The organism is Chryseobacterium sp. FH2, assembly GCF_001045455.1.
In the GTDB taxonomy this organism is placed as follows: domain Bacteria; phylum Bacteroidota; class Bacteroidia; order Flavobacteriales; family Weeksellaceae; genus Chryseobacterium.
Map to the genome: position 1 here is coordinate 244,673 of NZ_LFNE01000003.1, position 25,731 is coordinate 270,403.

30 protein-coding genes are annotated in these 25,731 nt (G+C 34.3%); 26 read left to right on the plus strand and 4 right to left on the minus strand.

The window, feature by feature from the left end:
* The first annotated feature begins 75 nt into the window (after nt 1–75).
* From ACM39_RS06235 to ACM39_RS06255, 5 genes are all read left to right on the plus strand, one after another.
* Nucleotides 76–1,704, plus strand: a complete 1,629-nt coding sequence (locus ACM39_RS06235; protein WP_048510170.1) for an NADP-dependent glyceraldehyde-3-phosphate dehydrogenase — start codon at nt 76–78, stop codon at nt 1,702–1,704.
* Between the two features lie 158 nt (nt 1,705–1,862).
* Nucleotides 1,863–2,366, plus strand: coding sequence for an RNA polymerase sigma factor (locus ACM39_RS06240; RefSeq protein WP_048510171.1), 504 nt, complete (start codon nt 1,863–1,865; stop codon nt 2,364–2,366).
* 18 nt (nt 2,367–2,384) lie between these two features.
* On the plus strand, nt 2,385–3,200 hold the full coding sequence (locus ACM39_RS06245; protein ID WP_048510172.1) for a hypothetical protein: 816 nt from the start codon (nt 2,385–2,387) through the stop codon (nt 3,198–3,200).
* A gap of 253 nt (nt 3,201–3,453) precedes the next feature.
* The gene (locus ACM39_RS06250) at nt 3,454–3,954 is read left to right on the plus strand and encodes an RNA polymerase sigma factor (RefSeq protein WP_048510173.1); all 501 of its coding nucleotides are present in this window, start codon (nt 3,454–3,456) and stop codon (nt 3,952–3,954) included.
* A gap of 18 nt (nt 3,955–3,972) precedes the next feature.
* The gene (locus ACM39_RS06255) at nt 3,973–4,569 is read left to right on the plus strand and encodes a hypothetical protein (RefSeq protein WP_048510174.1); all 597 of its coding nucleotides are present in this window, start codon (nt 3,973–3,975) and stop codon (nt 4,567–4,569) included.
* A 32-nt stretch (nt 4,570–4,601) separates the two neighbouring features.
* Here the strand turns inward: ACM39_RS06255 and ACM39_RS06260 are convergent, their stop codons facing one another.
* Nucleotides 4,602–6,140: a S41 family peptidase gene (locus ACM39_RS06260; protein ID WP_048510175.1), complete on the minus strand. Its 1,539-nt coding sequence runs from the start codon at nt 6,138–6,140 to the stop codon at nt 4,602–4,604.
* Nucleotides 6,141–6,312: 172 nt separating this feature from the next.
* Here ACM39_RS06260 and ACM39_RS06265 point away from each other — a divergent pair, with 172 nt between their 5' ends.
* The gene (locus ACM39_RS06265; protein ID WP_048510176.1) at nt 6,313–7,410 is read left to right on the plus strand and encodes an MBL fold metallo-hydrolase; all 1,098 of its coding nucleotides are present in this window, start codon (nt 6,313–6,315) and stop codon (nt 7,408–7,410) included.
* Nucleotide 7,411: 1 nt separating this feature from the next.
* Here the strand turns inward: ACM39_RS06265 and ACM39_RS06270 are convergent, their stop codons facing one another.
* Nucleotides 7,412–7,657 (minus strand): GNAT family N-acetyltransferase, encoded by a 246-nt coding sequence (locus tag ACM39_RS06270; RefSeq protein ID WP_228377065.1) that lies wholly within the window; start codon nt 7,655–7,657, stop codon nt 7,412–7,414.
* A gap of 359 nt (nt 7,658–8,016) precedes the next feature.
* Between ACM39_RS06270 and ACM39_RS06275 the strand changes: the two genes are divergently transcribed.
* From ACM39_RS06275 to ACM39_RS06290, 4 genes are all read left to right on the plus strand, one after another.
* Nucleotides 8,017–8,442, plus strand: a complete 426-nt coding sequence (locus ACM39_RS06275) for a hypothetical protein (RefSeq protein WP_053073299.1) — start codon at nt 8,017–8,019, stop codon at nt 8,440–8,442.
* 349 nt (nt 8,443–8,791) lie between these two features.
* The gene (locus ACM39_RS06280) at nt 8,792–9,697 is read left to right on the plus strand and encodes a helix-turn-helix domain-containing protein (protein WP_048510178.1); all 906 of its coding nucleotides are present in this window, start codon (nt 8,792–8,794) and stop codon (nt 9,695–9,697) included.
* Nucleotides 9,698–9,785: 88 nt separating this feature from the next.
* Nucleotides 9,786–10,787, plus strand: coding sequence for an aldo/keto reductase (locus ACM39_RS06285; protein WP_048510179.1), 1,002 nt, complete (start codon nt 9,786–9,788; stop codon nt 10,785–10,787).
* A 75-nt stretch (nt 10,788–10,862) separates the two neighbouring features.
* The gene (locus tag ACM39_RS06290) at nt 10,863–12,053 is read left to right on the plus strand and encodes an MFS transporter (RefSeq protein ID WP_082140544.1); all 1,191 of its coding nucleotides are present in this window, start codon (nt 10,863–10,865) and stop codon (nt 12,051–12,053) included.
* 736 nt (nt 12,054–12,789) lie between these two features.
* Here ACM39_RS06290 and ACM39_RS06295 read toward each other — a convergent pair.
* Complete coding sequence (locus ACM39_RS06295) at nt 12,790–13,536, minus strand: SDR family oxidoreductase (protein WP_048510181.1); 747 nt, start codon at nt 13,534–13,536, stop codon at nt 12,790–12,792.
* 103 nt (nt 13,537–13,639) lie between these two features.
* Here ACM39_RS06295 and ACM39_RS06300 point away from each other — a divergent pair, with 103 nt between their 5' ends.
* Nucleotides 13,640–13,978 (plus strand): winged helix-turn-helix transcriptional regulator, encoded by a 339-nt coding sequence (locus tag ACM39_RS06300; protein ID WP_048510182.1) that lies wholly within the window; start codon nt 13,640–13,642, stop codon nt 13,976–13,978.
* 205 nt (nt 13,979–14,183) lie between these two features.
* On the opposite strand, the gene ACM39_RS06305 is transcribed toward ACM39_RS06300, so the two are convergent.
* Complete coding sequence (locus ACM39_RS06305) at nt 14,184–16,403, minus strand: NADP-dependent isocitrate dehydrogenase (protein WP_048510183.1); 2,220 nt, start codon at nt 16,401–16,403, stop codon at nt 14,184–14,186.
* 167 nt (nt 16,404–16,570) lie between these two features.
* On the opposite strand from ACM39_RS06305, the gene tpx reads away from it, so the two are divergent.
* The 15 genes from tpx (at nt 16,571) to ACM39_RS06375 (ending at nt 25,694) form a co-directional block, all read left to right on the plus strand.
* Complete coding sequence (gene tpx / locus ACM39_RS06310) at nt 16,571–17,071, plus strand: thiol peroxidase (RefSeq protein ID WP_048510184.1); 501 nt, start codon at nt 16,571–16,573, stop codon at nt 17,069–17,071.
* Between the two features lie 83 nt (nt 17,072–17,154).
* Nucleotides 17,155–17,502 (plus strand): VOC family protein, encoded by a 348-nt coding sequence (locus tag ACM39_RS06315; RefSeq protein WP_048510185.1) that lies wholly within the window; start codon nt 17,155–17,157, stop codon nt 17,500–17,502.
* A 15-nt stretch (nt 17,503–17,517) separates the two neighbouring features.
* A complete protein-coding gene (locus ACM39_RS19415) occupies nt 17,518–17,643 on the plus strand; it encodes a glyoxalase superfamily protein (RefSeq protein WP_228377066.1) in 126 nt (41 codons plus the stop codon).
* 123 nt (nt 17,644–17,766) lie between these two features.
* On the plus strand, nt 17,767–18,978 hold the full coding sequence (locus tag ACM39_RS06320) for a DUF763 domain-containing protein (protein ID WP_048510186.1): 1,212 nt from the start codon (nt 17,767–17,769) through the stop codon (nt 18,976–18,978).
* Nucleotides 18,979–19,210: 232 nt separating this feature from the next.
* On the plus strand, nt 19,211–19,801 hold the full coding sequence (locus tag ACM39_RS06325; protein WP_048510187.1) for a Crp/Fnr family transcriptional regulator: 591 nt from the start codon (nt 19,211–19,213) through the stop codon (nt 19,799–19,801).
* 75 nt (nt 19,802–19,876) lie between these two features.
* Entirely contained in the window at nt 19,877–20,287 is a 411-nt protein-coding gene (locus tag ACM39_RS06330; protein ID WP_048510188.1) for a VOC family protein, read from the plus strand.
* 39 nt (nt 20,288–20,326) lie between these two features.
* A complete protein-coding gene (locus ACM39_RS06335) occupies nt 20,327–20,737 on the plus strand; it encodes a VOC family protein (protein ID WP_048510189.1) in 411 nt (136 codons plus the stop codon).
* 17 nt (nt 20,738–20,754) lie between these two features.
* A complete protein-coding gene (locus ACM39_RS06340; RefSeq protein WP_048510190.1) occupies nt 20,755–21,279 on the plus strand; it encodes a hypothetical protein in 525 nt (174 codons plus the stop codon).
* A gap of 2 nt (nt 21,280–21,281) precedes the next feature.
* Nucleotides 21,282–22,058: an alpha/beta fold hydrolase gene (locus ACM39_RS06345; RefSeq protein ID WP_048510191.1), complete on the plus strand. Its 777-nt coding sequence runs from the start codon at nt 21,282–21,284 to the stop codon at nt 22,056–22,058.
* Between the two features lie 183 nt (nt 22,059–22,241).
* On the plus strand, nt 22,242–22,673 hold the full coding sequence (locus tag ACM39_RS06350) for a VOC family protein (RefSeq protein ID WP_048510192.1): 432 nt from the start codon (nt 22,242–22,244) through the stop codon (nt 22,671–22,673).
* Nucleotides 22,674–22,753: 80 nt separating this feature from the next.
* Nucleotides 22,754–23,167 (plus strand): SRPBCC family protein, encoded by a 414-nt coding sequence (locus ACM39_RS06355; protein ID WP_048510193.1) that lies wholly within the window; start codon nt 22,754–22,756, stop codon nt 23,165–23,167.
* A gap of 35 nt (nt 23,168–23,202) precedes the next feature.
* Nucleotides 23,203–23,442: a hypothetical protein gene (locus ACM39_RS06360; protein ID WP_048510194.1), complete on the plus strand. Its 240-nt coding sequence runs from the start codon at nt 23,203–23,205 to the stop codon at nt 23,440–23,442.
* Nucleotides 23,443–23,502: 60 nt separating this feature from the next.
* Nucleotides 23,503–24,369 carry a VOC family protein gene (locus ACM39_RS06365; RefSeq protein WP_048510195.1) on the plus strand — a complete coding sequence of 289 codons (867 nt, stop codon included), beginning with the start codon at nt 23,503–23,505 and terminating at the stop codon, nt 24,367–24,369.
* A 45-nt stretch (nt 24,370–24,414) separates the two neighbouring features.
* A complete protein-coding gene (locus tag ACM39_RS06370; protein WP_048510196.1) occupies nt 24,415–25,248 on the plus strand; it encodes an SDR family oxidoreductase in 834 nt (277 codons plus the stop codon).
* 17 nt (nt 25,249–25,265) lie between these two features.
* A complete protein-coding gene (locus ACM39_RS06375) occupies nt 25,266–25,694 on the plus strand; it encodes an SRPBCC domain-containing protein (RefSeq protein WP_048510197.1) in 429 nt (142 codons plus the stop codon).
* Nucleotides 25,695–25,731: the final 37 nt, after the last annotated feature.

Below are 25,731 nucleotides of genomic sequence, written 5' to 3' on the forward strand. Positions count from 1 at the left end.
TTTTTTAATCGATTTTTACGTCTAACTTTATTCTATTAAAAGTTTACACGAACACTATTAAAAAAATAAAAGTTTATGGATTCAGCAAACAGCAAGTCATTTCATGAAATATTTAAAAGCGAAAACGAAATCCCCGAAGAATATAAAGTTCCCGAAATTCATCAGCGGGTTTATCTCTTAAATGGTGAATTGGTAGAGTGGAACGGTGATGTTCAGGATATTTATTCCCCAATCTGTATTCCCACAGAAAACGGTTTGGAGAGAAAACTATTGGGAAGTATTCCGAATATAAACCAGGAAGATGCAATGGAAGTTCTGGAAGCGTGTGTAAAAGCTTATGATAATGGGCTTGGTGAGTGGCCGACAATGTCTGTAGAAGGCAGAATACAGTGTATGCAGAAGTTTGTTTATCTGATGATTGAGCAGCGCGAGTTGGTGATCAAATTACTGATGTGGGAAATCGGAAAAACATTGGCCGATTCTACAAAAGAATTCGACAGAACGGTAGATTATATCAATCAGACAATCGATGCATTGAAAGATTTAGACAGAGAATCTTCTCGTTTCCAACAGGCTGAAGGTACAATTGCCCAAATCAGAAGGGCACCGCTTGGTGTAGTTTTGAGTATGGGACCATTTAATTATCCTTTAAACGAAATTTTCACCACGTTGATTCCCGCTTTGATTATGGGAAACACGATTTTATTTAAACTTCCTAAACATGGAGTTTTAGCACATTATCCTTTATTAAAGGCTTTCAAAGAAGCTTTTCCGAAAGGAACCGTAAATACTTTATATGGAAAAGGGGCTGAAATCATCACTCCGATTATGGAAAGCGGAAAAGTAAATGTTTTGGCATTTATCGGTTCAAGTAAAGTAGCAAACGGTCTGAAAAAGCTGCATCCGAAAGTTAATCGTTTAAGGGCTATTTTGAGTTTAGATGCAAAAAATGCTGCGATTGTGACTAAAAATGCAGATCTTGATGTTGCGGTAAGCGAGTGTATTTTAGGTTCGCTTTCTTTTAACGGGCAAAGATGCACGGCACTTAAATTAATATTCGTTCAGAAAGATGTTGCTGAAGAGTTTACAAAAAAATTATCAGACGCCGTTTCTGCAATGAAAGGAGGACTTCCCTGGGAAAAAGACGTGAAAATCACACCGCTTCCGGAAGTGAATAAACCACCTTATTTACAAGAATGTCTTGAAGATGCTTCAGCGAAAGGAGCGAAAGTTTTAAATGAAAACGGAGGGTATAATGAGGAATCTTTCTTTTTTCCGGCAGTTGTGTATCCTGTAAACAGTGATATGAAACTGTATCATGAAGAACAATTTGGACCTGTAATCCCTGTTGTTCCTTTTGAAAATATTGATGAACCGATTGATTATCAGGTGAATGCTTCTCATGGAATGCAGGTAAGTATTTTCAGCGAAGATCCTGTGGAAGTGGCAAAACTGATTGATCCGTTTGTGAATCTGGTAAGCCGTGTGAACATCAATTGCCAGGCTCAGCGTGGGCCGGATGTTTTTCCTTTCACAGGAAGAAAAGACAGTGCAGAAGGTACACTTTCTGTTTTTGATGCGCTTCGTTCGTTCTCAATCCGTTCATTGGTAGCTGCAAAAGTGACAGATTCAAATAAAAAGTTATTGAATACAATTGTAAGAGAACATGATTCTAACTTTTTGAGTACAGATTATATTTTTTAAAGTTATTATTAAAATGAATTTAACATAATATTTAAATCCTCAAAAAATAATTCTATTTTTTGGGGATTTTTGGTTTAAATATGTTAAAGTGTTGGCTTATCTGTTAAAATTATGTAACATTTTATGAAAAATGCTACTAATTCTGGAGAGTACAAGCTATGTCTTCACTTGAAAATGAATTCTTGGACAAAATTGAAAAACATAAAGGTGTGATTTTCAAGATATCCAAGATGTATATGGATAATCGGGATGACCAGAATGATCTCTATCAGGAGATTATTTATCAGGCCTGGAAGTCATATGGCGATTTCCAAGGGAAAAGCGATTTCTCTACCTGGCTCTACAGAACCGCACTTAATACAGCAATTGTATTTCTCCGAAGCGAAAAAAAACGTAGTTTTATACAAAATCAAAGCATTGAAAATCTTAATGTATGTCAGGAATCTTACAATGATACCGATGATGTGAATATGAAAATGATGTATGAGGCGATCCATCAATTGAGTCCTATCGACAAAGCACTTATCTTTTTCTTTTTGGAAGATTTTCCAGGTAAAGAAATTGCCAGCCAATTAGGAATTACAGAGGTGAATGCAAGGGTGAAACTTAACCGTGCAAAAGCCAGGCTGAAAGAAATAATTGAAAAGCAAAGAATTATTTAATTATGAAAACACTAAAGAATGGAGTTAGAGAATTTAAAACAACTTTGGAACAAAGATACCGGACAGGTTCCTCCGGAAGTCTCTCTGGAGAAACAAACAGAGATTCATTCCCCCTTGCAGATGTTGAAAATCAATATGGAAACCGAATTTTGGCTCATGGTCATCACTCTGCCAATGCTTTTTACGGGTTTGCCGGCAGTGACTGAAAACCATAATATAAGGATAATATCAATTCTTGTCTCGATTTTGACACTGGCAATTATTGTGTATTATTATTCGAGGTTTCTCAAGCTTTATAGAATGCTCCGGAAGAGCAGTATTAATACCAATTATGATTTATTTAACCTGAAAACACAGCTTTTAATATCGAAACAAATCTACATTTCTTATTACATTTCCTATATCCCGTTAGCGTTTCTTTTATCTTTGATTAAGATTGACTTCCATTTTGATATGGATTACAATTTTGCCATTTTCGGAATCAGTTTTTTAATCACGTTATTGCTGGTTTGGTTTATTTTGAAATATTGGATGTATTATATGTACGGAAAATATATCGATGATGTGGTGAAACTTGTAGATGAGCTTAACGGAATTGATGTAAAGCCTGATCTTCGAAAGAAAAAATCATGGTTTGAACGGTCTCAAAGATTCTGGATAAATAAACTGGGAATCAAAGGAAATATATTGAATACGGTCATTTGGTTTGTGTCAATGTATTTTTTTATTATCTTTTTTTTGACGCTTGTTCTTGTTATAATTATTATAATAGGAGTAAAACTTGATTTTATTGATTTACCTGCATTGCAAAAGGCTCTAAGCCGAATACACTGATCAATTTATAATTAAAATATCAATTGTAAATTTTTTGTAACATTTTGGATTTTTTCCTACTAACTGTGAAATAATGATAAGTTTTAAAAGACTGATTCAGAAGCAAATAATTTCGAATAAAAACGATAAACGTTTGGGGGCTAAAAACACACGAGTAACGACCGGTAGAAAATTTCTACCGGTTTTTTATTTTTTCCCAAAAATGTTGTAACAAATTTTTGAGTAGCTAACTAACTCCTCAGAGTAGGAAATCATGAATTCATTAGAACAAGAATTTTTAGATAAGATTGAAAAGCATAAAGGAATCATTTTTAAGATTTCTAAAATGTATATGGATCATAAAGACGATCGGGATGATCTCTTTCAGGAGATTACTTTTCAGGCTTGGAAAGCTTATCCGAATTTTAGAAGACAAAGTGAATTTTCAACCTGGCTGTACAGAATTGCTTTGAATACGGCTATTATTTTCCTTACAGCTGCAAAGAAAAGAAATTTTATAGGAAATGAAGATTTTACTAATTATAAGATTATACAGGATGAATATGATCACGAAAAAGAAGAAAAGTTAGCAAAGATGTACAATGCGGTTCATCAGTTAGATCCTATTGATAAAGCTTTTATTTTTTATTACCTGGAAAATTTTTCCGGAAAACAGATTGCCGAGCAAATGGGTATTTCGGAAGGAAATGTAAGAGTAAAAATGAATCGTGCAAAAAATAAGCTGAAAGATATCTTAAACTCAAATAAATACTAATTTTTTAAATCAACAACAATGAATATAGATGAACTGAAAAATATATGGAATGAAGATGATTCCTTCGAAGAAACACCTGAAGTCACCATTGAACAAAGTAATAAACTGAATCTTCCGCTTGAAAAAATGCGTAAAAATATGCGTATGGAATTTTGGTCTACGGTAGGGATTTTTATTTTTTCTTTTGGCCTGATAAGCTTATGTGAAGCTCCTTTTAAGTTTAAATTTTATATTTCTATATTAATTGCGTCAATGGTTTTCGTTACATTTTTCTTTTATAATAAGTTCTTTAAACTGTATAAGGATATGAGCAATCCTGCTTTGAAAACTTTTGACGGATTGAATGAATTGCTGCATCAGTTCAACTTAAATAAGCAATATTATCTTTCTTTTTATGTAGCATTTGCCCCGTTTTTGGTCTGTGAATTAATCATAGTAATGGAGTTTATTCCCAGTCCGAAACCTATATCAGATTTACGGGCGGCAACTATTCTTATTAGTACTCTTGTAATAGGTATGTCTTTATTATTTTTATTTGGAACCTGGTGGTTTAAGAGGTTGTATGGAAGAAATATAAAACATGTTGAAAATCTTATAAAACAACTGAGAAAATAAAGATTTCGGCGGGCTAAAGCCCGCCGAAACCTTTATTTGTTTGGATTCTCTTTTTCTTTCTTTATTTCGCTTATTATCCAGTCAAGTTGCGGATCTTTCTTTTCAATAATATCCTGCATGCTTTCTGTTACCGTAACGTCAGGAATTACGCCTCGATAGGTATTCGTAAAATTGATATTAGGCTGTACCAAAAGCAATCCGATAGGTAATTTAATCTTAGAATTTGGTAGTTTTTGATAGGAATAAAATCCGGCAACAGTTCCGTCATTGGCACCCCCGGTTTCTTCACCTACCAAAACAACTCTTTTATCATTTTTAAGTTTAGAGGTAATAATAGATGAAGCTGAAAAACTTCCACCGTTTATAAGTACAAAAACCTTTCCGTTAAAAGCATTTTTATTAGGTTTTGTCGGCTTGTCGGCTTTCATTTTATAATATACTTTTCCGTCTTTTTTATAAGTGCTGAAAGTCTGGCCAAAAAGATAACTTGGATAAAAAATACTCTTCAGGGCATATTCAAAAGGTTTACTTTTTCTGAAATAATTGGTTCTTAATGGAGTCAGTTTTGAAGTCACCTGAGAAGGTTTTATTAAGACATAAGGCTCAGGAGCAAGATAGGAATACAGGTTATTAATTTCATCCAAAGAACCTCCGTAGTTATTGCGGACATCTATGACAAGGTAAGAAGATTTTGCGTTTTTAATCTTTTCAAAAGTTTCTTTGTAAAATTTATTAGAATACTCCCTTGAAAAGCTTTTCACTTTTATGTAAGCAACTGTACTGTCTTTATCTAAAAATTTAAAATTCCTGTTGTAAGAATTACTGAAAGCCACATAATCATTTAATTTTTTTTCCTGATCTCTTTTTTCCTGTTCTTTATCTTTTTTAAGTTCGGTTTTAGATTTAGATTCTCTTGTCAAAGTATATTTTTTTCTTTGTCCGTTATAAAGGGTTTCAATGGTTGTGCTGTCAACAAAGCCATTTTCAGCGGTATAGAAATTAAAAAAAACATCTTTTAAAAAATAAGGTTGAAAAGTACTGTTAAAACCATCACTGCTGATTAGAGTTTTATATTTTTTCATCAATTCAGGAACGGGAATATCATTTACAGATAAAATCTCTGTTCCGGGCTTTATATTTTGAATAGAATCTTTATTTTCAATAATATACAAATGATCATTACCAATATAATATTCAAAACGGCTAAACATAGGTTTCTTACGTTCCAATGTTTTGATTTCCTTCTGTGTATATTTTTTTCTTGGGATTCTGAGTGAAAGATGTCCTTCTCGAATAGTTGCAATGATGGGTTGCAATTTGAAGTAGAACTGTATTGGAGTTAAAGGTTTGTCGATGGTTTGCTTAAGGCTGTCAAACTTATAGTCCAAATCTTTTTTTGAAATATACCAATACAATTTTGGATGCATTTCTTTGAGCTTGGAATAGGTGAAATCAATGTCTTCTTTTAGCTTTTCAGGAGAAACGAAAGAAGTTCGCTGTTCATTATGTTTGCTGATGGAAGTACATGAACCTAAAATTAAAACAATTAATATTAAAACATATTTTTTCAAAAATTGAGTTTTAAGCTGCTAATTTATAAAGTTTAAAATTAGTGATCAATTAAATAAATAATAAATTATTCCAAAAACGGCATAATATTAGTTAAAGAATAGCAGTCTTATTTCTAAAATTTCTTGTTTTGGGAATAAAAGTTGATACATTTACTGATTATTTTCTATACAAATGATTTACACAATTATTACGATAGCTGTTTTAATAATTTTAACATATTATATTATTACCGGTCAAGAAGTTTTTGGTGCCGAAGCAAAAGGCAAAAGACTTGAAAGGATGCAGCAATCAAAGCATTATAAAGATAAACAATTCCAAAATTTAAGCTATACACCGTCAATTACAGAAGGGTACAGCATGCCGAAAGTAGTGTATGATTTCTTTTTTGCTAAGAAAAACCCGCTTTTGAAGCCATTACAAAATATTCCGTCAATTCATACTGATTTGAAGAGCCTTTCAAAAGATGAGGACGTGTTTATTTGGTTAGGGCATTCATCTTATTATATTCAGACAGATGGAGTTTCTTTTTTGATTGATCCAGTTTTGAGCTTATATGGTTCTCCATTTAAATTTTTCAATAAAGCCTTCGCAGGAGCAGATATTTTTAAACCTGACGATATCCCGGATTTAGATTATCTGGTCATTACCCATGATCATTATGATCATCTGGATTATCCAACAGTGAAAGCGATAAGAAATAGGGTAGGAAAAGTAATTTTACCTCTTGGAGTTGGCGCACACTTTGAAAAATGGGGTTATTCTGAAAACCAGCTGATTGAAGAAGAGTGGGGAGGAGAAGCTATTCTAGAGAATAATATTAAAATAACTTTTACTCCTGCAAGGCATTTTTCAGGGCGAAAAGTAAAAAGAAATGTGACACTTTGGACTTCATATGTATTAGAAACGCCAACCAAAAAAATATTTTTAGGCGGTGACAGCGGCTATGATACTCATTTCAAAATGATTGGGGACAAATATGGGCCGTTTGACTATGCAATTATCGAAAACGGGCAATACAATCCTGCCTGGAAATACATTCACGCCTTACCGGAAGATGTTATTCAGGCGAGTATTGATGTAAATGCAAAAAATATTATTCCTGTTCATTCTTCCAAATTTGCATTGGCTCTTCATGCATGGAACGAACCTCTGGAAAATATAGTACGACTTGGAAAAGATAAAGATTTAAATATTCTGACCCCTATGATTGGCGAGACTGTAGATTTAAATAAAAAAGATAATCAGTTTAAAATCTGGTGGGAAAGCTAGCCTAAGCATGCCAGATATCTTTATACCTTGCCGGATGATGCTCAAATTGTTGTCTTACAAAATCACATTCAGGATCTACAAGTAAATCTTTTTCTTCGGCGTAGCGTACCAACTCATCCAGAAGCATTTTGGCATATCCCTTACCTTCATGTTCTTCATCAAGTTTGGTGTAGTAAACAATAAGTTGTCTTCCATCAACCTCTATAGACATATAGCCTGCTTTTTTTCCGTCAATTAATATCTGCAATTCATCTTGATATGGAGATATTTCAAATTTTATATTTTCCATAATTATTGAGATTGGGTTGAGTTATTATGCTTAAAAAGAGTTTTTTTGAAAATTCCTTTCTTTAAAATTACAAATTAAAAATGATATTAAATTAAATTTTAAAAGTTTTTAAAACAATTATTAAGAAATGAAGAGGTGAAAACGGTTCTGAAACCAGATATTTTTGGCGATAAATATTAAATTATTACGGTAGAATTAAAAATATTTCAAAGATATTGGGCGGATTATATGATTTTTAACAAATTTTGGGAATAGACGTCATTGATTTGGCATTTTAATTGAGAATGTTATGGTAGTTTAATTTAAAATGAGGAAAAATGAAAAAGATAGTATTGACAGCATTATTAATTGGGACTTTTAGTCTAAGTTATGCACAGTCAGATTATTATAATGATTATAGAAGAAGTGTAACAGATATCAACTGGCAGACTGTTGCAGCAGATTTATTATTGTCTAAAACTCAGTCTAATCAGATTGTAGCCCTGAACGACAGGTATGATGATTACGACTCTTGGAACAGGGTATATATTCATAATCCCGATGGCTGGAGAAATGACCGATATACTGAGCTGGAAAGAATTATGGGACGTGAGAAATATTTGAAATTTAAAAATAAATATTACAAAGGTCAGAATCCGGTTGCTGTCTACAACAGAAATAAAAATAATGACAAACGATATAAGCATATGACTGAAAAGTCAAAAACGCATAAAGAAAACTCTGGAAAAGGGCATCGTCATTAAATTTTTGTCAACTACATATTCAATTTTAAAGTGACTGGTCGTAGATCAGTCATTTTTATGAAAAATAGTAAGAGAGCCATCTGTCTGTTATCCGATGCAGACTGAAGGGCGAACATACTTCAAGGTATCTAAAAAATTCAGTCATTCACAGTTGGTAATTGTTGGAAGCTTTTTCCCGCTATCCACTCATACTCCTCGCTCCAAAGCTTCGTCCACAGCCTGCTGTGGGGTAACCGTTTCTATCGGGGCTATTAATAAATGATAAATAAATATCCACTCATCATTCATAATTTATAAAAACAATCATTTTTATGATATGGGTATTGTTTGAATTTTATAATTTTGAATCATGGAATCTAAAGAAACAGTAAAAGGGTTTTATGAGCGAAACGCTTTGAATCAAGGTTTACAATGTGTTAAAACTCCGGGAATCGGTCATTTTAATGTATTTTCGCGCGAACATTGTTCTTCAATTACGCCTTACAGTAGAAGAGATTATTATAAAATATCTCTGATAATAGGAAAAGGTAAGCTTCATTATGCAGATAAATGGATAAAAGTGGATAAACCTGTATTGCTGTTTTCAAACCCTGTTATTCCGTATTCCTGGGAAGCTGAGGATGAAGAGCAAACAGGTTGGTTTTGTCTCTTTACAGATCAGTTTCTGCATAATGGCAATCGCTTGGGAGCAATCAATGATTCGCCTTTTTTTAAGATTGGCGGAACTCCCGTTTTCTTTGTTAATGAAGAGCAGCAGCAGGTTATTTCTGATATTTTTATTAAAATGATGACAGAAATTCAGTCTGATTATCTACACAAATATGATATGCTTCGTGCATACCTTCATCTCATGATCCATGAATCAATGAAGATGCACCCTGCCGAAAATTTTGAACCTTATCAAAATGCTTCTCAGAGAGTGGCATCTCTTTTTATGGAATTGCTTGAAAGACAGTTTCCTATTGATAGCCCGGAGGCTTACTTAAAATTAAAAACGCCAACTGATTACGCGGAAAGTCTTTCAATTCACGTAAATTCATTAAACCGATCGGTGAAAGAAATTACCGGAAAAACAACGAGTCAGCAGATTGCTCTGAGAATAATCCAGGAAGCTAATGCTTTATTGAAGCATACAGATTGGAATATCTCGGAAATTGCTTACGGACTCGGTTTTGAAGAACCTGCCTATTTTACCAATTATTTTAAAAAGCAAACAGGAATGACACCAAATACAGTAAGAACTTCTGTTGTTTGAATTTTATAATTCTTCGTTTGAATTCTATATTGAAATAGGTGAATCCCTGTCATAATTTTGTCATGTAAATTTTAAATCACAAACTATCATGAAATTTAGAAAATTAGGAAACACAGGAGAGCAGTTGTCTGCTATCGGTTTAGGGTGTATGGGAATGAGCTTTGCATATGGTCCTTCAGATGAGCAGGAGAGTATCAGCACGTTGCATAAAGCTTTGGATCTGGGGGTAAACTTTTGGGACACGGCAGATATGTATGCAAACGGAGAAAATGAAAAGCTGATTTCAAAAGTATTGGTTCCGAATCGGGATAAAATATTCATCGCTACAAAATTCGGATTCAGATTTAAAGATGGAAAAGCGGGCCATAGCGGTGCTCCAGGAACATATTTTGACGGTTCGCCGGAATGGATAAAGCAAGCGGTTGATTTAAGTCTTCAAAGATTAAAGATTGATGTAATTGATTTGTATTACGCTCACCGGGTTGATCCGAACATTCCCGTTGAAGAAACCGTAGGAGCAATGGCAGATTTGGTAAAAGCCGGAAAAGTACGATATTTAGGATTGTCAGAAGCATCTGCAGAATCTATCAGGAAAGCGGATAAAATTCATCCGATTACAGCGCTGCAATCAGAATATTCATTGCTGACAAAAGATGTTGAAAAAGAAATTTTACCGACAATCAGAGAGTTGGGAATTAGCTTAGTTCCATATTCGCCTTTAGCTAGAGGGCTTTTTTCGAATATCAATGATGTTCAGAATTTTGGTGACGAAGATTTCAGAAAATCTTTACCTCGTTATCAGGCTGAATATCTTGAAAACAATAAGAATCTGGCAAAAGAAATCAATGATTTTGCAGCATCTAAAGGTGTAAAAGGTACTCAATTGGCGCTTGCCTGGGTATTGAACCAGGGTGATGATATTATCCCGATTCCGGGAACGAAACGTATTAAATATCTGGAGGAAAATATTGCCGCTACTGATATTGAGCTTTCCTCATCAGATATAGAGACTATTGATCTTATCCTTAAAAAATATCCAAATATTGGAGAAAGATATAGTGAAGGTTCAATGAAATTAGTAAATAACTAAAAACTATATACAATCCAGATTCCTGAATTCATTTTCAGGAATCTGGATTTTTTATGAAAAGGTTTAATGATAGAAATGAAGATTCTTAAAGAAAAAAATCAATTTATTGCCACAATTTTAGCTTTTGCTGTAATTCCGATGTCTGGTTTGGCTACGGATATTTACCTGCCATCAATGCCGAGTATGGCAACGGAACTGCATCAGGCTGAAAGCAATATTCAGCTTACTTTATCCATATTTTTAATCAGTTACGGATTGACTCAGTTTTTTGCGGGAAGTATTGTGGATTCATTTGGAAGATACAGGGTTTCGATGGCTTCGCTGGCTTTGTTTGTTGTTTCTTTTTTAGTTACAGCCACTACTCAAAATATCATGGTAATCTACGCAATGCGTGTTCTACAAGGGATTTTGTCTGGGTTTGCGGTGGTTTCAAAAAGGGCATTTTTTGTAGATGTTTATGAAGGAGAAGAACGGAAACATTATTTGAGTATTATGACCATTGTGTGGTCTGTAGGTCCTATTATTGCACCGTTTATCGGAGGATATTTACAAAAAAATTTCGGATGGCAGTCCAATTTTTATGTGCTGGCTGGTTACAGTGTATTGCTTTTAATTTTAGAGTTAATATTTTCAGGGGAAACATTGAAAAAACGAAATCCTTTTCATGTTGAATTCTTATTAAAAGAATATGAGTCAATGTTTAAGACAAAAGATTTCTTTTACGGAATGCTGATGTGCGGACTGAGCTATTCAATGATTATGTTCTTTAATTTGTGCGGTTCTTTCATTATTGAGCATAAAATGGGATATTCTGAAGTTGTTGCGGGCTATGTTTCATTAATTCTTGGTTTTGCCTGGATGACAGGAGGTTTTTTAGGAAAAGCATTAATCAATAAAGCATTTTTGCCTAAAATTCGTTACGCCAATTTTATTCAATTATTTTTGATCATTTTAATGTTTATTGCTTCCTATTTTTTAAGCAATATTTATAGTTTGGTGGCTTTTGCATTCTTAATTCATGTAACAGCCGGGTTTATATTTAATAATTATTTTTCTTACTGTATCGGAAGGTTTCCGAATTCTGCGGGAATTGCAGGTGGTTTGACGGGTGGAATTGCTTTTATCATAACATCAGCGATCAGTTATGGAATTGTGGCTGTCATCAAACCTCAGATTCAATTACAGGTTGCAGAAGGATATTTTGTTTTGGGAATGTTGGGGTTGTTGATTTTAAGTATGATTAAAATTAGGAAAGCACACATTTAATATGAGCAAAAGAGAACTATTGCCGGAACTGTTAAGTTCTGTTCCTTTTTCAAGGGCTTACATCATTTGTTCTGGTCTGGATTAGACTTTACAAAGAAAAATGCTGAACGCTTTGCATGGCTTCGGGAAGGTGTGTATTTTTTAATTGTTTCAATATCTTTTGTAGTAATTTTTGCAGATGGATGAAATAGGGGTAGTTATGAAGAGGCATTTTTCCTTTTTGCAGCATATTTAAAATTACAAACATTTTTCCCTGATGTTCCCCCGGCTGAATAGTTCCATTCTGAAAAGTTTAAAACTTCTCTGGCTCTTTTGATATCTTAGTTTACCGTCAAGAAATCGGAGTGATTTTATCATACCAATGTAAATTTTGCTGATTCTAATGACAATTAAAACATGAGTTTTCTAAAATAGCAAGAACATCACGTGGGGCTTCGATTTTTTTTACAACAGGTTTCCCTTCTAATGGTTTGTTGAAAAGTTGTAAAATGGCAAAAATTCCCAAAACAGCCAAAAATATGATTGCTATGTTTTGCTGTTCTGTGTTTCTTTACTGAGCTCATAATGATTTATTTTTATGGCTCAAAAGTATAGGCTAAAGGAACATTATGAAATGTAAAATCAGGTGAACCGGACAAATAAAAGACTGAAATAGAATTTTCATTCTTTAAGATTAAATTAAAAATACCGACAACCAAAACTGCCGGTACTTTATAAGATTTAATGTAGATATTTTTTACAAAACCATTCCCCCGTCAACAATAATTTCTGTTCCTGTAATAAAACTCGAAATAGTATTATCAGATAAATAGGCTACCAATTTGGCTACATCTTCTGCTGTTCCCATTTTCTTCAACGGAATTTCATGAATTAAATAATCTGTAATTCCGCTTAAAGTTGCCTCATCCAAGCCTGCTTTCTTCATGATTTCCGTTTTTGTAGGTCCCGGGCTGACCATATTTACCCTGATTTTTCTTGGAGCTAATTCTGCTGCAGCTGTTTTTGCAATGGAGTTTAATGCTGCTTTACTTGCTTGGTAAACTGAACTGTTAGGTTTGTAGGTTGAAGCGACAATGGAAGATAAAACAACAACAGAAGCTTCATCATTCAACAGTGGGATGAATTTGCTTAATGTAAAATATGCTCCCCTGAAATTAATATTCATCACACTGTCAAAATTTTCGGTATTCATGTTTTCAATAGGAATTAGGCCGCCTGTAATTCCGGCATTGATAAACAGAATGTCAACTTTTCCATATTGATTTTCAACTTCTTTTTTTAATGAATCAATATCATTAAGATTGGCCTGGTCTGCCACAAAAGAGATTGCTCCCAATTCTTCCGCAGCTTTTTCAATCGCTTCTTTTCTTCTTCCTGTAATAATTACTTTAGCGCCTTTAGCGATTAATTCTTTTGCCGTTGCATAGCCAATTCCGCTGTTTCCGCCTGTTACAATAGCCAGTTTGTTATTAAATGTATTCATTTATTTAAAATTTTTGACAAAGTTATTTCAATTTGGTATATTTTTGTAACCAGTATACCAGAGTATATCAGTATCATCAATTATATCACTTAACTTTACCAATATGGAAAGAGATCAAACCGAAGAATTAAGAGCATTGCAGGATACGCTTTACTTCATAGGAGGAAAATGGAGAATTCCCATTATTAATGCCATTTGTAACGGAAACAGACGTTTTCGTGAAATTGAAAGAAGTATTCCCGGAATTACAACAAGAATGCTTTCGAAAGAGTTAAAAGATATGGAAATGAATAAATTGGTGAGACGAACTGTGTATCCTGATACTCCTGTTTTAATAGAATACGAGCCAACAGAATATTGCAGAACTTTCGGAAAAATCATCGGAGAAATGATTAATTGGGGAAGAGAACATAGGAAAGTAATTGTAGAAGATAAAATTTAAATTAATTGCTGATTAGTAGTTACTTATATTTCTTTGTTATTCAGAGCGAAACAGAGTAGAGTGAATATGCTTTAATACTTTGCTTAGATTCTTCGTTTGTCAGCATAACAAACTATTGGTTCAACTAATTTCTGTTTAAAAAAGTATTATACAATAAAAAGCTCCTTAAAAAAGGAGCTTTTTATTGTATAATCAAAATTGAAAATTAAATTCCGTCAATGATTTCATTTAAAACTGTGCTCGGTCTCATTGCTGCATATGTTTTATAAGTATCAGTTTTGTAGTATCCGTCAATGTCTTGAGGTTTACCTTGAGCACCGATTAATTCAGCATTAATTACCTCCTCGTTTTCCTGCATTGCTTTGGCAATCGGAGCAAATTGTTGAGCCAATTCCGCATCCGCAGTCTGGTTTGCCAACGCTTCAGCCCAATACATTGCCAAATAGAAGTGAGAACCTCTGTTATCGATTTGTCCGACTTTTCTGGCAGGAGATTTATCTGTAGCTAAGAATTTAGCGTTTGCTTCATCTAGTGCATCAGCTAAAACCTGAGATTTTGTATTTCCTTGAGTCTGAGCTAAATGTTCTAAAGAAGCCTGAAGCGCTAAAAACTCTCCAAGAGAATCCCATCTTAGATATCCTTCTTCTAGGAACTGCTCAATGTGTTTTGGTGCAGAACCTCCGGCACCGGTTTCGAATAAACCACCACCATTCATCAATGGAACAATGGAAAGCATTTTTGCAGAAGTTCCAAGCTCAAGGATTGGGAAAAGGTCAGTTAAATAATCTCTCAATACATTTCCTGAAACAGAAATTGTATCTTTTCCTTCTCTCGCTCTTTTTAATGTTTCCGTCATGGCGTCTTTTACATCAAGAATTTTAATGTCAAGACCGTTTGTATCGTGATCAGCAAGGTATTTTTCTACTTTTTTGATGATTTCTCTGTCGTGAGCTCTTCCTTTGTCTAACCAGAAAATTGCCGGAGTGTCAGATAATCTTGATCTGTTTACTGCCAACTTTACCCAGTCTTGGATTGGAGCATCTTTAGTCTGACACATTCTGAAAATATCATTTTTTTCTACTTTTTGAGAAAGAAGAACATTTCCGGCTTCATCCTGAACTTCAATTGTTCCGTCTGCTGCAGCTTGGAAAGTTTTGTCATGAGAACCATATTCTTCCGCTTTCTGAGCCATTAAACCCACATTCGGAACAGAACCCATTGTTGTAGGGTCTAATTTTCCGTGAGCTTTCATGTCATCAATTACCGACTGATAAAAACCTGCGTAAGAGCGGTCAGGAATGATACAGACAGTATCTTCTTCATTTCCGTCCTTGTTCCACATTTTACCTCCCCCTCTTACTAATGCAGCCATAGATGCATCCACAATGATATCAGAAGGAACGTGGAAATTGGTAATTCCTTTGTCAGAATTCACCATTGCCACCCTTGGCCCGTTTGCTAAAGCTGTTTCAATATCAGCTTTGATTTCAGCTTCCTGAGCATTGCCTTTTATTTTTTCAAAAAGATCAGCAAGACCGTTATTTGGATTAATATCTAAAGACTTGAATGTCTCAGCATATTTTGTAAATACCTCTTTGAAGAAAGTTTCTACGATAGCTCCGAAAATAATAGGATCAGAGATTTTCATCATCGTAGCTTTAAGGTGAGCGGAAAGAAGTACGTTTTTGTTTTTAGCGTCATCAATAGCTTGTTGAACGAAAGCTTTCAAAGCATTTAAGTTCATTACAGAAGAATCGATAACTTCTCCGGCCTGAAGGTTGGCAAAATCTTTTAATAAAGTTTCAGCTCCATCATTTCCCTTGAAAACGATTTTATATTTTGTAGCATTTTCAAGAGTGACAGACGTTTCTGTTCCGTAGAAATCTCCGTTGTCCATGTGAGCAACATCAGTTTTGCTGTCAGAAGCCCAATCACCCATTCTGTGAGGATTTGCTTTTGCATAGTTTTTAACGGCTTTTGGAGCTCGTCTGTCAGAATTTCCCTCTCTTAACACAGGATTTACAGCACTTCCTAAAACTTTAGCATATTTAGTTTTGATAGCTTTTTCTTCATCATTTTTAGGCTCCGCAGGATAATTTGGAACCGCAAAACCTTTAGATTGTAATTCAGCGATTGCTTCATCTAACTGAGGTGCAGAAGCTGAAATATTTGGTAATTTGATAATATTTGCATCCGGTTGAGTTGCCAATTGTCCCAATTCGGCCAAAGCATCACCAATCCTCTGATCATCTTTCAAAAATTCTGGGAAGTTTGCTAAAATTCTTCCTGCCAAAGAAATATCCGGAACAGCGATCTCAATGTTTGCTGATTTTGTAAAAGCTTTTACAATCGGTAAAAACGAGTGTGTTGCCAACATTGGAGCTTCATCTGTTAATGTGTAATAGATTTTTGATTTGTCTGACATTATACTGTTATTTATTATTGAAATTTTAAGTTTTACAAATTTAGTTAAAATTTAATTTTTTTTAGATTAATCCTAGATAAGATTTCCACTTTAAGATTAATTTAACCTTTATTTCACAGAAAAAGCTTCTTTTTTTGATTAAATTTGAAAAACTTAAAAATTAAATTATGTCAACTACAATTACACTAAAAGGAAAAAAAGTGCATACTATAGGAAATCTTCCTGCTATAGGAAGAACAATAAGAGACTTTGCATTGGTAGATTCAGGTTTAAATGTAAAAACCCTTGAGGATTTTGAAGGAAAGAAGAAAATATTCAATATTTTCCCAAGTATTGATACGGGAATTTGTGCTGCCTCAGCAAGAAAATTTAATGAAGAAGCATCAAAATTACATAATACGGTAGTAATCAATGTTTCTAAGGATCTCCCTTTTGCTTTGGGAAGATTCTGTGCAGCGGAAGGTCTAGATAATGTGGAAACACTTTCAGATTTCAGAAGCAGTTTCGGGGATGATTACGAAGTGACGATTACAGATTCTCCGATGAAAGGGCTGTTAAGCCGTGCCGTAATTGTTACTGATGAGAATAACAAAGTCGTTTATACAGAGCAGGTTTCCGAAATTGCAAATGAGCCGGATTACGAAGCTGCAATTGAGGCATTAAAATAACCAGAAGTAGAATTTTTAAGTCCTGTGAAAGTTTTATTTTACAGGACTTTTTTGGCTATAAGAATTTTTAAATTCAATTTAAAATGGTAAAAAGAATTGTTGCGAATATAAAAACTGAAGATTTGTCAAAAGCAGATCTGTTTTATCATGATATTTTAGGCCTTGAAGCATTGATGGATCATGGGTGGATTAAAACTTTTGGTAATCATGAAGAATCAAAAGTTCAGATAAGTTTTGCCACTCAGGGCGGAAACAATACTGAAGTCCCGAATTTTTCCATTGAAGTTGATAATATTGATGAAATTTATCAGAAATTTAAAAATTCAGATTTTGAAATCATTTATGATATAACCAATGAAGATTGGGAAGTCCGCCGTTTTTTTGTAAAAGATCCCTTTGGAAATTTAGTTAACATCCTTTCGCACCAATAAATATAAAAGATTAATATGAAAGCGCAACAGGTCGTCCTGATTTTCAGATTTTTTGATTATCAAAAGACGATTGAGTTTTATATTGATTGGTTGGGCTTTGAAATTATTTTGGAATACTGTTTCTATCACTTTCGGAAATAAGATGATGAAAAGAAAGATAAAGAGGTGAAATTTTATTCTATACATTAGACAAGATTTAGACTTTATTTTATAAAATTGATTTCAGTCATTAAAATTTAATTCTAATAAAACTACCTTTACCTGATGAAACGTTCCGGAACAGCAGATCTACCACTTCACTATGGCAAAGTACCGCCGTGGCTGTATGAGCGTATGTCAATTTTGGGGCTTTCAATTATTGAAGTTATCTTAATGGATTATGGTAAAGATGAAGTTCTCCGCCGACTGGCCGACCCATTTTGGTTCCAAAGTTTTGGAGCGGTGATGGGAATGGATTGGCATTCGTCAGGAATTACCACTTCCGTAATGGGAGCTCTGAAACGATCGATCAATCCCAATTCACAGTCTCTCGGATTATATATTTGTGGAGGGAAAGGTAAATTTTCCAGGGATACACCATCGGAATTAATCCAAATTGCAAATAAAAAAGGTCTGAATGGAAATGATTTGGTGAGAGCCAGTAAACTTTCTGCAAAGGTTGATAATACAGCTATTCAGGACGGCTATCAATTATATTTGCACAATTTTATTGTATCAGATAACGGAAACTGGAGTGTGGTGCAGCAAGGAATGCATGAATCTGACGGAACAGCGAGACGGTATCATTGGCACTCAGAAAATATAAAATCATTCGTCGAAGAACCTCATACCGGAATCAATGGGATTTTCAGAGGAAAAATTCTTAATCTTACCGATTCCGAAGCGGCAGGCAACAGAAAAGGGATTTTGGATATTTCACATACTGATTCAGCAGAAATCATGAGTGATTTTTCAAGACTGATTCTTCCGAACCATCATGACGTTCAGGCTTCTGATGTTGACTTACGGAGGCTTGGGGCACTCTTATATGTAACCCGTGAACAGCAACCTAAGAATTTTGAGGATTTATTGCTTTTGGAAGGTGTCGGGCCAAGAACAATGCAGTCGTTGGCATTGGTAAGTGAAGTAATTCATGGAGCGCCTTCGAGATTTAAGGATCCTGCAAGATTTTCTTTTGCTCATGGTGGAAAAGACGGCCATCCGTTTCCTGTTCCGACGAAAGTTTATGATGAAAATATCCTGATTCTTAGATCAGGAATTGAAAAATCAAAGCTTGGAAATTCTGATAAATTGAAAACTTTAAATAAGCTTCATCAGATTATGGAAGCAACAGAAAAAGATTTTACTCCGAATTTTGATATGCAGCAGGTCATTGAAGAAGAAAGACAAAACTCATGGAGATTCGGCGGGAAAACTATTTTCGGAGATGCACAGAAACCTTCTCATCCAAAACCAATTCAGCTTTCTTTGTTTTGAAAATCAACTAATAAAGGTTATATCATTCTAAACACTTTTTGCATTTAGATTCTTCCTTCGCCAGAAAGATAATGTGACTGTTTAATGATTTATAATTAATATAAATAACTTGTATGCTTCTGTATAAATGATTATAATAAGGTTAGCTACGAGAAATTGTCATTTTGTTTAATAATTCTTTCATCATTTCCAATAAAAATTTTAATTTTAAAATCTTAAAAACATTGATTTGATGTCAAACAAAGCCTTGGAAATCTGTTATGATTTTCCATTTTTCTTATCTGAAGAGCTCGAAGAAATATTTCAGGCTCATGAAAAAGTAATTTTTCAGAAAGGAGATATTATTCTTGAAGAAGGAAAAACGGCTAATGAATATTATATTTTGGAAAAAGGTTTGGCCCGGTCATTTGTTAATGATTTTAATGGAAACGAAGTGACGACACACTTTTTTGTAGAAAACGAAATTATTATCGAAGTTTCTTCTTTGTTCCAAAGAATTCCGACTCAGGAAAATATTGTTTGTATTACAGATTGTGAATGCTGGAAATTCAGTTTCGAAACTTTTCAGGAATTGTTCCACAAAATCCCAAATCTCAGAGAGTGGGGAAGAGCGTGGATGTCCCAACAACTTTTTGTTTACAAACAACGTTCGGTAGAAATGTTTACTCTTTCTGCAACAAAACGTTATCTTAATCTTTTAGAGCAAAAACCTCACGTCATACAATTTGCTCCTTTAAAACAAATAGCTTCATATCTGGGCGTTACCGATACTTCTTTAAGCAGAATCCGCAAAGAATTGGTTTCTCATCCAAAGAAAATTTAATTCTTGTCTTATGGCAAGATGATTTTCATGGAGACAAGGTAATTTTGGTTAAAGTTTAACAATAAAAATTACAAAATGGAAATCAATCAAATGTATGTCAATCTTCCTGTAAAAGATGTTCAGAAAACAAGAGCGTTCTGGACAGAACTAGGATTTTCTATCAACGAACAATTTTCAGATGAAAAAGCAATTTGTGTAATAATGAAAGAAGATCATATTTATACAATGTTTTTAAAGGAAGAATTTTTCAAGACTTTTACGGATAGACCTGTTGCGAAAGGAGAGACTACTCAGACGCTTCTGGCTATCGGTGTTAACAGTCGCGAAGAAGTGGATAATATGGTGAAAACAGCTGTTAAAAACGGAGGTTCAACATACAGCGAGCCCCAAGATCACGGATGGATGTATCAAAATGCTTTCTCAGATTTAAACGGGCATCAATGGGAAGTAATGTTTGCGGATATGTCTAAGCTCCCGACAGAATAAAATTTCAAAAATTAAAACAAAACCTAAAAAAATTACAAAATGAAAATCAATCAAATGTATGTCAACCTTCCGGTAAAAGATATTCAGAAAACTAAAGAATTCTGGACAAATATTGGATTCTCAATCAACGAGCAGATGTCAGATGACAAAGCGGTTTGTATTGTGATGAATGAGAATATTTACGTGATGTTTATAACAGAAGAACATTTCCAGACTTTTTCGGAAAGACCAGTTCCCAAAGGTGATACCACCCAGGTTTTGGTAGCTATCGGGTTAGACAGTCGTGAAGAAGTAGACCAAGCCGTGAATGCGGCTGTAGCGAATGGAGCTTATCAGCATGAAGAACCGCAGGATTACGGCTGGATGTATCACAATTCTTTCTGGGATATCAACGGACACGGCTGGAACGTAATGTTTGCAGACCCTTCTCAAATGCCTTCCCAATCTTAATTTTTAAATATTAAATTATGGATACGCCAAAATCACAAAAATTAGACATCATAATCCCGGCATTTCGAGGCCACAGTCAGAATTTTCTGATGGTTCTTGACGGAATTTCGGAAGAAGATGCCTTAAAAAGAATCGAAGGCAGAACAAACCATATTATTTGGATGGCCGGAAACTTTCTCGATATGCGTTACGCTTTGGGATTTGTTCTTGGACTTCAGGAAGAATTTGAATTTAAAGATTTTTTCTTTCAGGGAAAAGCGCTGGATGAAAGTTTGGATTACCCGTCTTTACAACAATTGAAAGATAGTTTTCATAAAATATCCCCTCTTGTTTATCAGAAATTATTGAAAGCAACAGACGAAGAACTAGATAAAGCATTTCCAATGGGAATGAACATTGATTTTTTTCCTGAAACCGTTTTGAATTTTGTTGGAATGTGCATTGGCCGTGAAGATTATCTATGTGGGCAAATCGGGTTGATGAGAAGAATTCTGAATTATGAAGGAATGAAATATGATTTCGATAAAGATTTAAAATATTAAACATGAATCCGGTTGAAAAAGGTTACAGGAAAGCCAACGGAATCCAGATCTATTATGAAATATATGGTTCCGGAAAACCTTTGGTGCTCATTCACGGCGGAGGTTCTTCGATTTTATTTGATTATAAAGAAGTTATTTTAAGATTGGAAGCCAAGTTTCAATTAATAGGAATCGATTTACAAAACCACGGAATGTCTGAGCATCGTGATATTCCCGAAACTTTTGAACAGGATGCTCATGATGTTGCTGTCCTTTTAAAAGAATTAAGTATAGGTAGAGCATCATTTTGGGGTTTTAGCAACGGTGGAAACACTGTAATGCAAATCGCTCATCTTTACCCAGAGCTAGTAGAAAAATTAATTGTTGCATCTGCATTTTACAAAAGAAACGGAATGATGGGCGGCTTCTTTGAAGGAATGATGGAGGCAACATTGGACTCGATGCCGGAACCTTTGAAAATTAATTTTTTAAACTTAAATCCGGATTTTTCAAAACTTGAAAATATGTTCGATAAAGACAGCAAAAGAATGCAGACTTTCGAAGACTGGAACGAAGATGTTTTGAAGAGCATACAATCTCCGGTTTTATTCATTTCTGGTGATAAAGATGTCATGAAACCCGAACATATTGTTGAAATGTGGCGTTTGGTAGAAGATTCGCAGTTAATGATTCTTCCCGCGACTCACGGTTCTTATATGATGGCTGATTTTGAAGGGTATGCAGATGAAAAATTGATTGATTTTACGGTGAGTGAGGTTGAGAAATTTTTAAATGATTAATTAAAATCTGTTGTTAAATAGATTTTTTAAATCGTTACGCTTCTTTCAGAATGACCGGCTTACTGCGAAGTAAAACTTCCGACTTTGCTGAATAAAAAGCCTTTGCGAAGGAAAATATTTGTGTTCTTTAAGTTTAAGAAAATACTATAAATATAATTATTACAACTTTTAAAAATAAATATCATGGCTAAATTAAATCCATACTTAAATTTTGATGGGAAGGCAGAAGAGGCTTTCAGTTTTTACAAATCAGTTTTCGGTGGAGAATTTCTAGGTGAAATTCATAAAATGGGCAACGCTCCCGGAACTGAAAATTTATCAGACGAAGAAAAAAACAGAGTGATGCACATCGCGCTTCCAATTGGGAAAGATTTGTTAATGGCTTCGGATATCGTTCCAAGCTTTGGGCAAAAACTGAATGTAGGAAATAATAATTATGTATCAATTTTTCCTGAATCAAAAGAAGAAGCGGACAGACTTTTTAAAGGTCTTTCGGAAGGAGGAAACATTGAAATGCCGATTGAGGACCAGTTTTGGGGTGACTATTTTGGCAGCTTTCAGGATAAATTCGGTGTTCATTGGATGGTGAACTATAATGAAGAATACACAAAATAATCTTATCTTTAAACTAAATTATAAAAAGGGTAACTGGATTTTTAGTTACCTCTTTTATTCCACATTAAAAAATATAATTTATGGAACCTATTAAGATTGATATTACGATTTTAGCCCCGGTTAAAAAAGTTTGGGAATATTACAATGAACCAAAACACATTACGAAATGGAATTTTGCTCACGAAACCTGGCAATGTCCAAGTTCTGAAAATGATTTAAGGGTTGGCGGAAAATTCAAAAACAGAATGGAAGCCAAAGACGGAAGTTTTGGATTTGATTTCGAAGGAGTTTATGATGAAGTGATCCCAAATGAAAGAATAAAATATCATATCGCAGATGGTAGAAATGTAGAGATAATTTTCGATACAATGGATGAAAATACAACGAAAGTTAAAATAAACTTTGAGCCTGAAAAACAAAATTCTGTGGAAATGCAAAGAGAAGGGTGGTATGCCATCCTGAATAATTTCCATAAATATGTTGAAAACCATTAAATACCTTTTGAATCATCATGATAAACTTAATAATAATGGCAAAATGTTTAAGCTCTATTTGTGTCGTTAATCATGTTATGGAGGGAGATTTTTTGCGAGGGGTTATTGCAATGTCCGCAAGAAGAGCTTTGGAAAAAGAGAAAATAAATTCTTTAGAAAAGCTATCAGATTATTCTGAAAAAGAAATCATGGAACTTCATGGTTTTGGTAAAAATGCAATGGAGAAACTGAAAATTTATATGAAAGAAAATCAAGTTTCTTTTAAAAATAATTGAAATATAGAACTCGTCATTCTGACAAAGGAAGGACTTCTTTATACTTAAATATGAAACGATATGAATAATGATATTTTCCCATGCCTTTGGTACGATGGAGATGCAAAAGAATCTGCAGAATTTTACTGTAAAGTATTTAACGGAAAAATTACCGCAGACACGCCAGTTGTGATGAATATTAAGCTTTTTGATCAAAAGTTAATGCTATTAAACGGGGGTCCGCAATTTAAAAAAAACGCCTCAGTTTCGTTTATGGTTATTTGTGAAACGGAAGATGAGGTTCAAAAATATTGGGATCAGCTGCTGGAAGGGGGAATAGTTTTAATGGCTTTGGATTCTTATTCTTGGAGTAAAAAATACGGATGGGTACAAGATAAATATGGGGTCACATGGCAACTTTTTTTAGGTGAAAAGCAGGGTGATCAAAAAATCATTCCGACATTGATGTTTATTCATGAAAATAATGGAAAAGCCATGGAAGCCATGGAATTGTACACAAAAACTTTTCCGGATTCTAAAATTGGCAAGATCTTACAATATGGAGAAGGAGGGGAAGGTCATCCGATTTCTGAACCTGCTGATAATATACAGCATGCACATTTTGAAATCGATGGTTACAGCTTTTTCTGCATGGACAATTCCTATGATCATAAATTTGATTTCAATGAAGGAATATCAATAGTTATAATGACTGATAATCAGGAAGAAACTGATAAATACTGGTGTACCTTAACGTCTGAAGGCGGAAGAGAAAGTATGTGCGGTTGGCTTAAAGACAAGTATGGTTTTAGCTGGCAAATTGTTCCTAAAAGACTTATTCAACTGATGAGCGATCCTGACCCGGCTAAAGCTCAAAAAGTTGTACAGGCAATGATGAAAATGCAGAAAATTATTATACAGGATTTGGAAAACGCTTATAATTCTTAATTTTTTCGGCTTGTTGTTTGATGTTATTTAGAAAAAGATTTGCTTATGAAAACACAGAACAAGTCACAATCTAAATCAAAAGTCCCTAAAGACGGACTATTTCCTGAAATTATCAGAAATAATTATTTAGGAAGCCGGAAGTTGCTTAATAAAAAAGCAGTTATTTCTGGCGGAGATAGTGGTATCGGACAGGCTGTTGCTGTTCATTTTGCGAGAGAAGGGGCTGATGTTGCAATCATTTATAAGGAAAGTGACAATGATGCGAAAGAGACTAAAAAATTGGTAGAAAAAGAAGGCCGGAAGTGTATCTTGATCAAAGGAGATCTTACAAAAAAAACATTCAGAACAAAATGTGCTGATAAGATTAAAAAGGAGTGGAAAGAATTGGATATTTTGGTAAATAATGCAGGGATCCATACTTCAAAAAATACTCTTGAAAAGATTTCTGATGAGCAGATTCAGGAGACTTTTAATACCAATATTGTTTCTATGATTTCTTTAACGAGAAATTTCCTTCCTATGATTAAAAAAGGAGGTAGAATTATCTGTACAACCTCGGTTACAGCCTATCGTGGAAGTGATCATTTGATTGATTATGCTGCTACAAAAGGGGCAATTTTATCTTTTATACGTTCACTTTCTACAAATCTTGCAGAAAAGAAAATCTTAGTTAATGGAGTTGCTCCCGGTCCCATCTGGACACCGCTTGTAAAAGAAGCTTTTGAACATCTTTCAACATTCGGAAAAGATACCCCCCTGAAACGTGCGGGTCAGCCCTCAGAAGTGGCTCCGGCCTATGTTTTTCTTGCTTCTGAGGATTCAGATTATATTACCGGAGAAGTTATTCATATTAATGGAGGAGATTTTGTAGGAGGATAGATTAAATTAAAGAAAAAATGGAAAAATTATCATTTGAAATTCAAATCAATGCCATACCTGAGAAAGTTTGGAGCGTACTTTGGGATCATACTTCTTACAGGCAATGGACAACTGCTTTCACCGAGGGTTCTTTTTACGAAGGGACTTTGGATGAAGGGAGCATTGTGAAATTTTTTGATCCGAATAATAACGGGATGTACAGTCAGGTTGAAAAAAATATTCCGAATGAGGAAATAAAATTTTTGCATCTAGGGGAAATATATGACGGAGTAGAAGTGCCTCAGGAATGGGGAGAAGCTACGGAAGCCTATATTTTGGAGGAAAATGAAGAAGGGACAAAACTGAGGACTGAAATTCAGACACCTGCGGAATTTAAGGCTTTTTTTGAAGATAAATTTCCGACAGCTTTAGGAATTATCAAAAATCTTTCTGAAAATCAGCTGTAGCTGAATAAATTAATCAAAAAACATCATAAAAATTAAA

Bases quoted from the DNA above. Each gene is read 5' to 3' on its own strand.
- ACM39_RS06235 (WP_048510170.1), top strand. From the start codon at position 76: ATGGATTCAGCAAACAGCAAGTCATTTCATGAAATATTTAAAAGCGAA.
- ACM39_RS06240 (WP_048510171.1), top strand. From the start codon at position 1,863: ATGTCTTCACTTGAAAATGAATTCTTGGACAAAATTGAAAAACATAAA.
- ACM39_RS06245 (WP_048510172.1), top strand. From the start codon at position 2,385: ATGGAGTTAGAGAATTTAAAACAACTTTGGAACAAAGATACCGGACAG.
- ACM39_RS06250 (WP_048510173.1), top strand. From the start codon at position 3,454: ATGAATTCATTAGAACAAGAATTTTTAGATAAGATTGAAAAGCATAAA.
- ACM39_RS06255 (WP_048510174.1), top strand. From the start codon at position 3,973: ATGAATATAGATGAACTGAAAAATATATGGAATGAAGATGATTCCTTC.
- ACM39_RS06265 (WP_048510176.1), top strand. From the start codon at position 6,313: ATGATTTACACAATTATTACGATAGCTGTTTTAATAATTTTAACATAT.
- ACM39_RS06275 (WP_053073299.1), top strand. From the start codon at position 8,017: ATGAAAAAGATAGTATTGACAGCATTATTAATTGGGACTTTTAGTCTA.
- ACM39_RS06280 (WP_048510178.1), top strand. From the start codon at position 8,792: ATGGAATCTAAAGAAACAGTAAAAGGGTTTTATGAGCGAAACGCTTTG.
- ACM39_RS06285 (WP_048510179.1), top strand. From the start codon at position 9,786: ATGAAATTTAGAAAATTAGGAAACACAGGAGAGCAGTTGTCTGCTATC.
- ACM39_RS06290 (WP_082140544.1), top strand. From the start codon at position 10,863: ATGAAGATTCTTAAAGAAAAAAATCAATTTATTGCCACAATTTTAGCT.
- ACM39_RS06295 (WP_048510181.1), bottom strand. From the start codon at position 13,536: ATGAATACATTTAATAACAAACTGGCTATTGTAACAGGCGGAAACAGC.
- ACM39_RS06300 (WP_048510182.1), top strand. From the start codon at position 13,640: ATGGAAAGAGATCAAACCGAAGAATTAAGAGCATTGCAGGATACGCTT.
- ACM39_RS06305 (WP_048510183.1), bottom strand. From the start codon at position 16,403: ATGTCAGACAAATCAAAAATCTATTACACATTAACAGATGAAGCTCCA.
- tpx (WP_048510184.1), top strand. From the start codon at position 16,571: ATGTCAACTACAATTACACTAAAAGGAAAAAAAGTGCATACTATAGGA.
- ACM39_RS06315 (WP_048510185.1), top strand. From the start codon at position 17,155: ATGGTAAAAAGAATTGTTGCGAATATAAAAACTGAAGATTTGTCAAAA.
- ACM39_RS19415 (WP_228377066.1), top strand. From the start codon at position 17,518: ATGAAAGCGCAACAGGTCGTCCTGATTTTCAGATTTTTTGATTATCAA.
- ACM39_RS06320 (WP_048510186.1), top strand. From the start codon at position 17,767: ATGAAACGTTCCGGAACAGCAGATCTACCACTTCACTATGGCAAAGTA.
- ACM39_RS06325 (WP_048510187.1), top strand. From the start codon at position 19,211: ATGTCAAACAAAGCCTTGGAAATCTGTTATGATTTTCCATTTTTCTTA.
- ACM39_RS06330 (WP_048510188.1), top strand. From the start codon at position 19,877: ATGGAAATCAATCAAATGTATGTCAATCTTCCTGTAAAAGATGTTCAG.
- ACM39_RS06335 (WP_048510189.1), top strand. From the start codon at position 20,327: ATGAAAATCAATCAAATGTATGTCAACCTTCCGGTAAAAGATATTCAG.
- ACM39_RS06340 (WP_048510190.1), top strand. From the start codon at position 20,755: ATGGATACGCCAAAATCACAAAAATTAGACATCATAATCCCGGCATTT.
- ACM39_RS06345 (WP_048510191.1), top strand. From the start codon at position 21,282: ATGAATCCGGTTGAAAAAGGTTACAGGAAAGCCAACGGAATCCAGATC.
- ACM39_RS06350 (WP_048510192.1), top strand. From the start codon at position 22,242: ATGGCTAAATTAAATCCATACTTAAATTTTGATGGGAAGGCAGAAGAG.
- ACM39_RS06355 (WP_048510193.1), top strand. From the start codon at position 22,754: ATGGAACCTATTAAGATTGATATTACGATTTTAGCCCCGGTTAAAAAA.
- ACM39_RS06360 (WP_048510194.1), top strand. From the start codon at position 23,203: ATGGCAAAATGTTTAAGCTCTATTTGTGTCGTTAATCATGTTATGGAG.
- ACM39_RS06365 (WP_048510195.1), top strand. From the start codon at position 23,503: ATGAATAATGATATTTTCCCATGCCTTTGGTACGATGGAGATGCAAAA.
- ACM39_RS06370 (WP_048510196.1), top strand. From the start codon at position 24,415: ATGAAAACACAGAACAAGTCACAATCTAAATCAAAAGTCCCTAAAGAC.
- ACM39_RS06375 (WP_048510197.1), top strand. From the start codon at position 25,266: ATGGAAAAATTATCATTTGAAATTCAAATCAATGCCATACCTGAGAAA.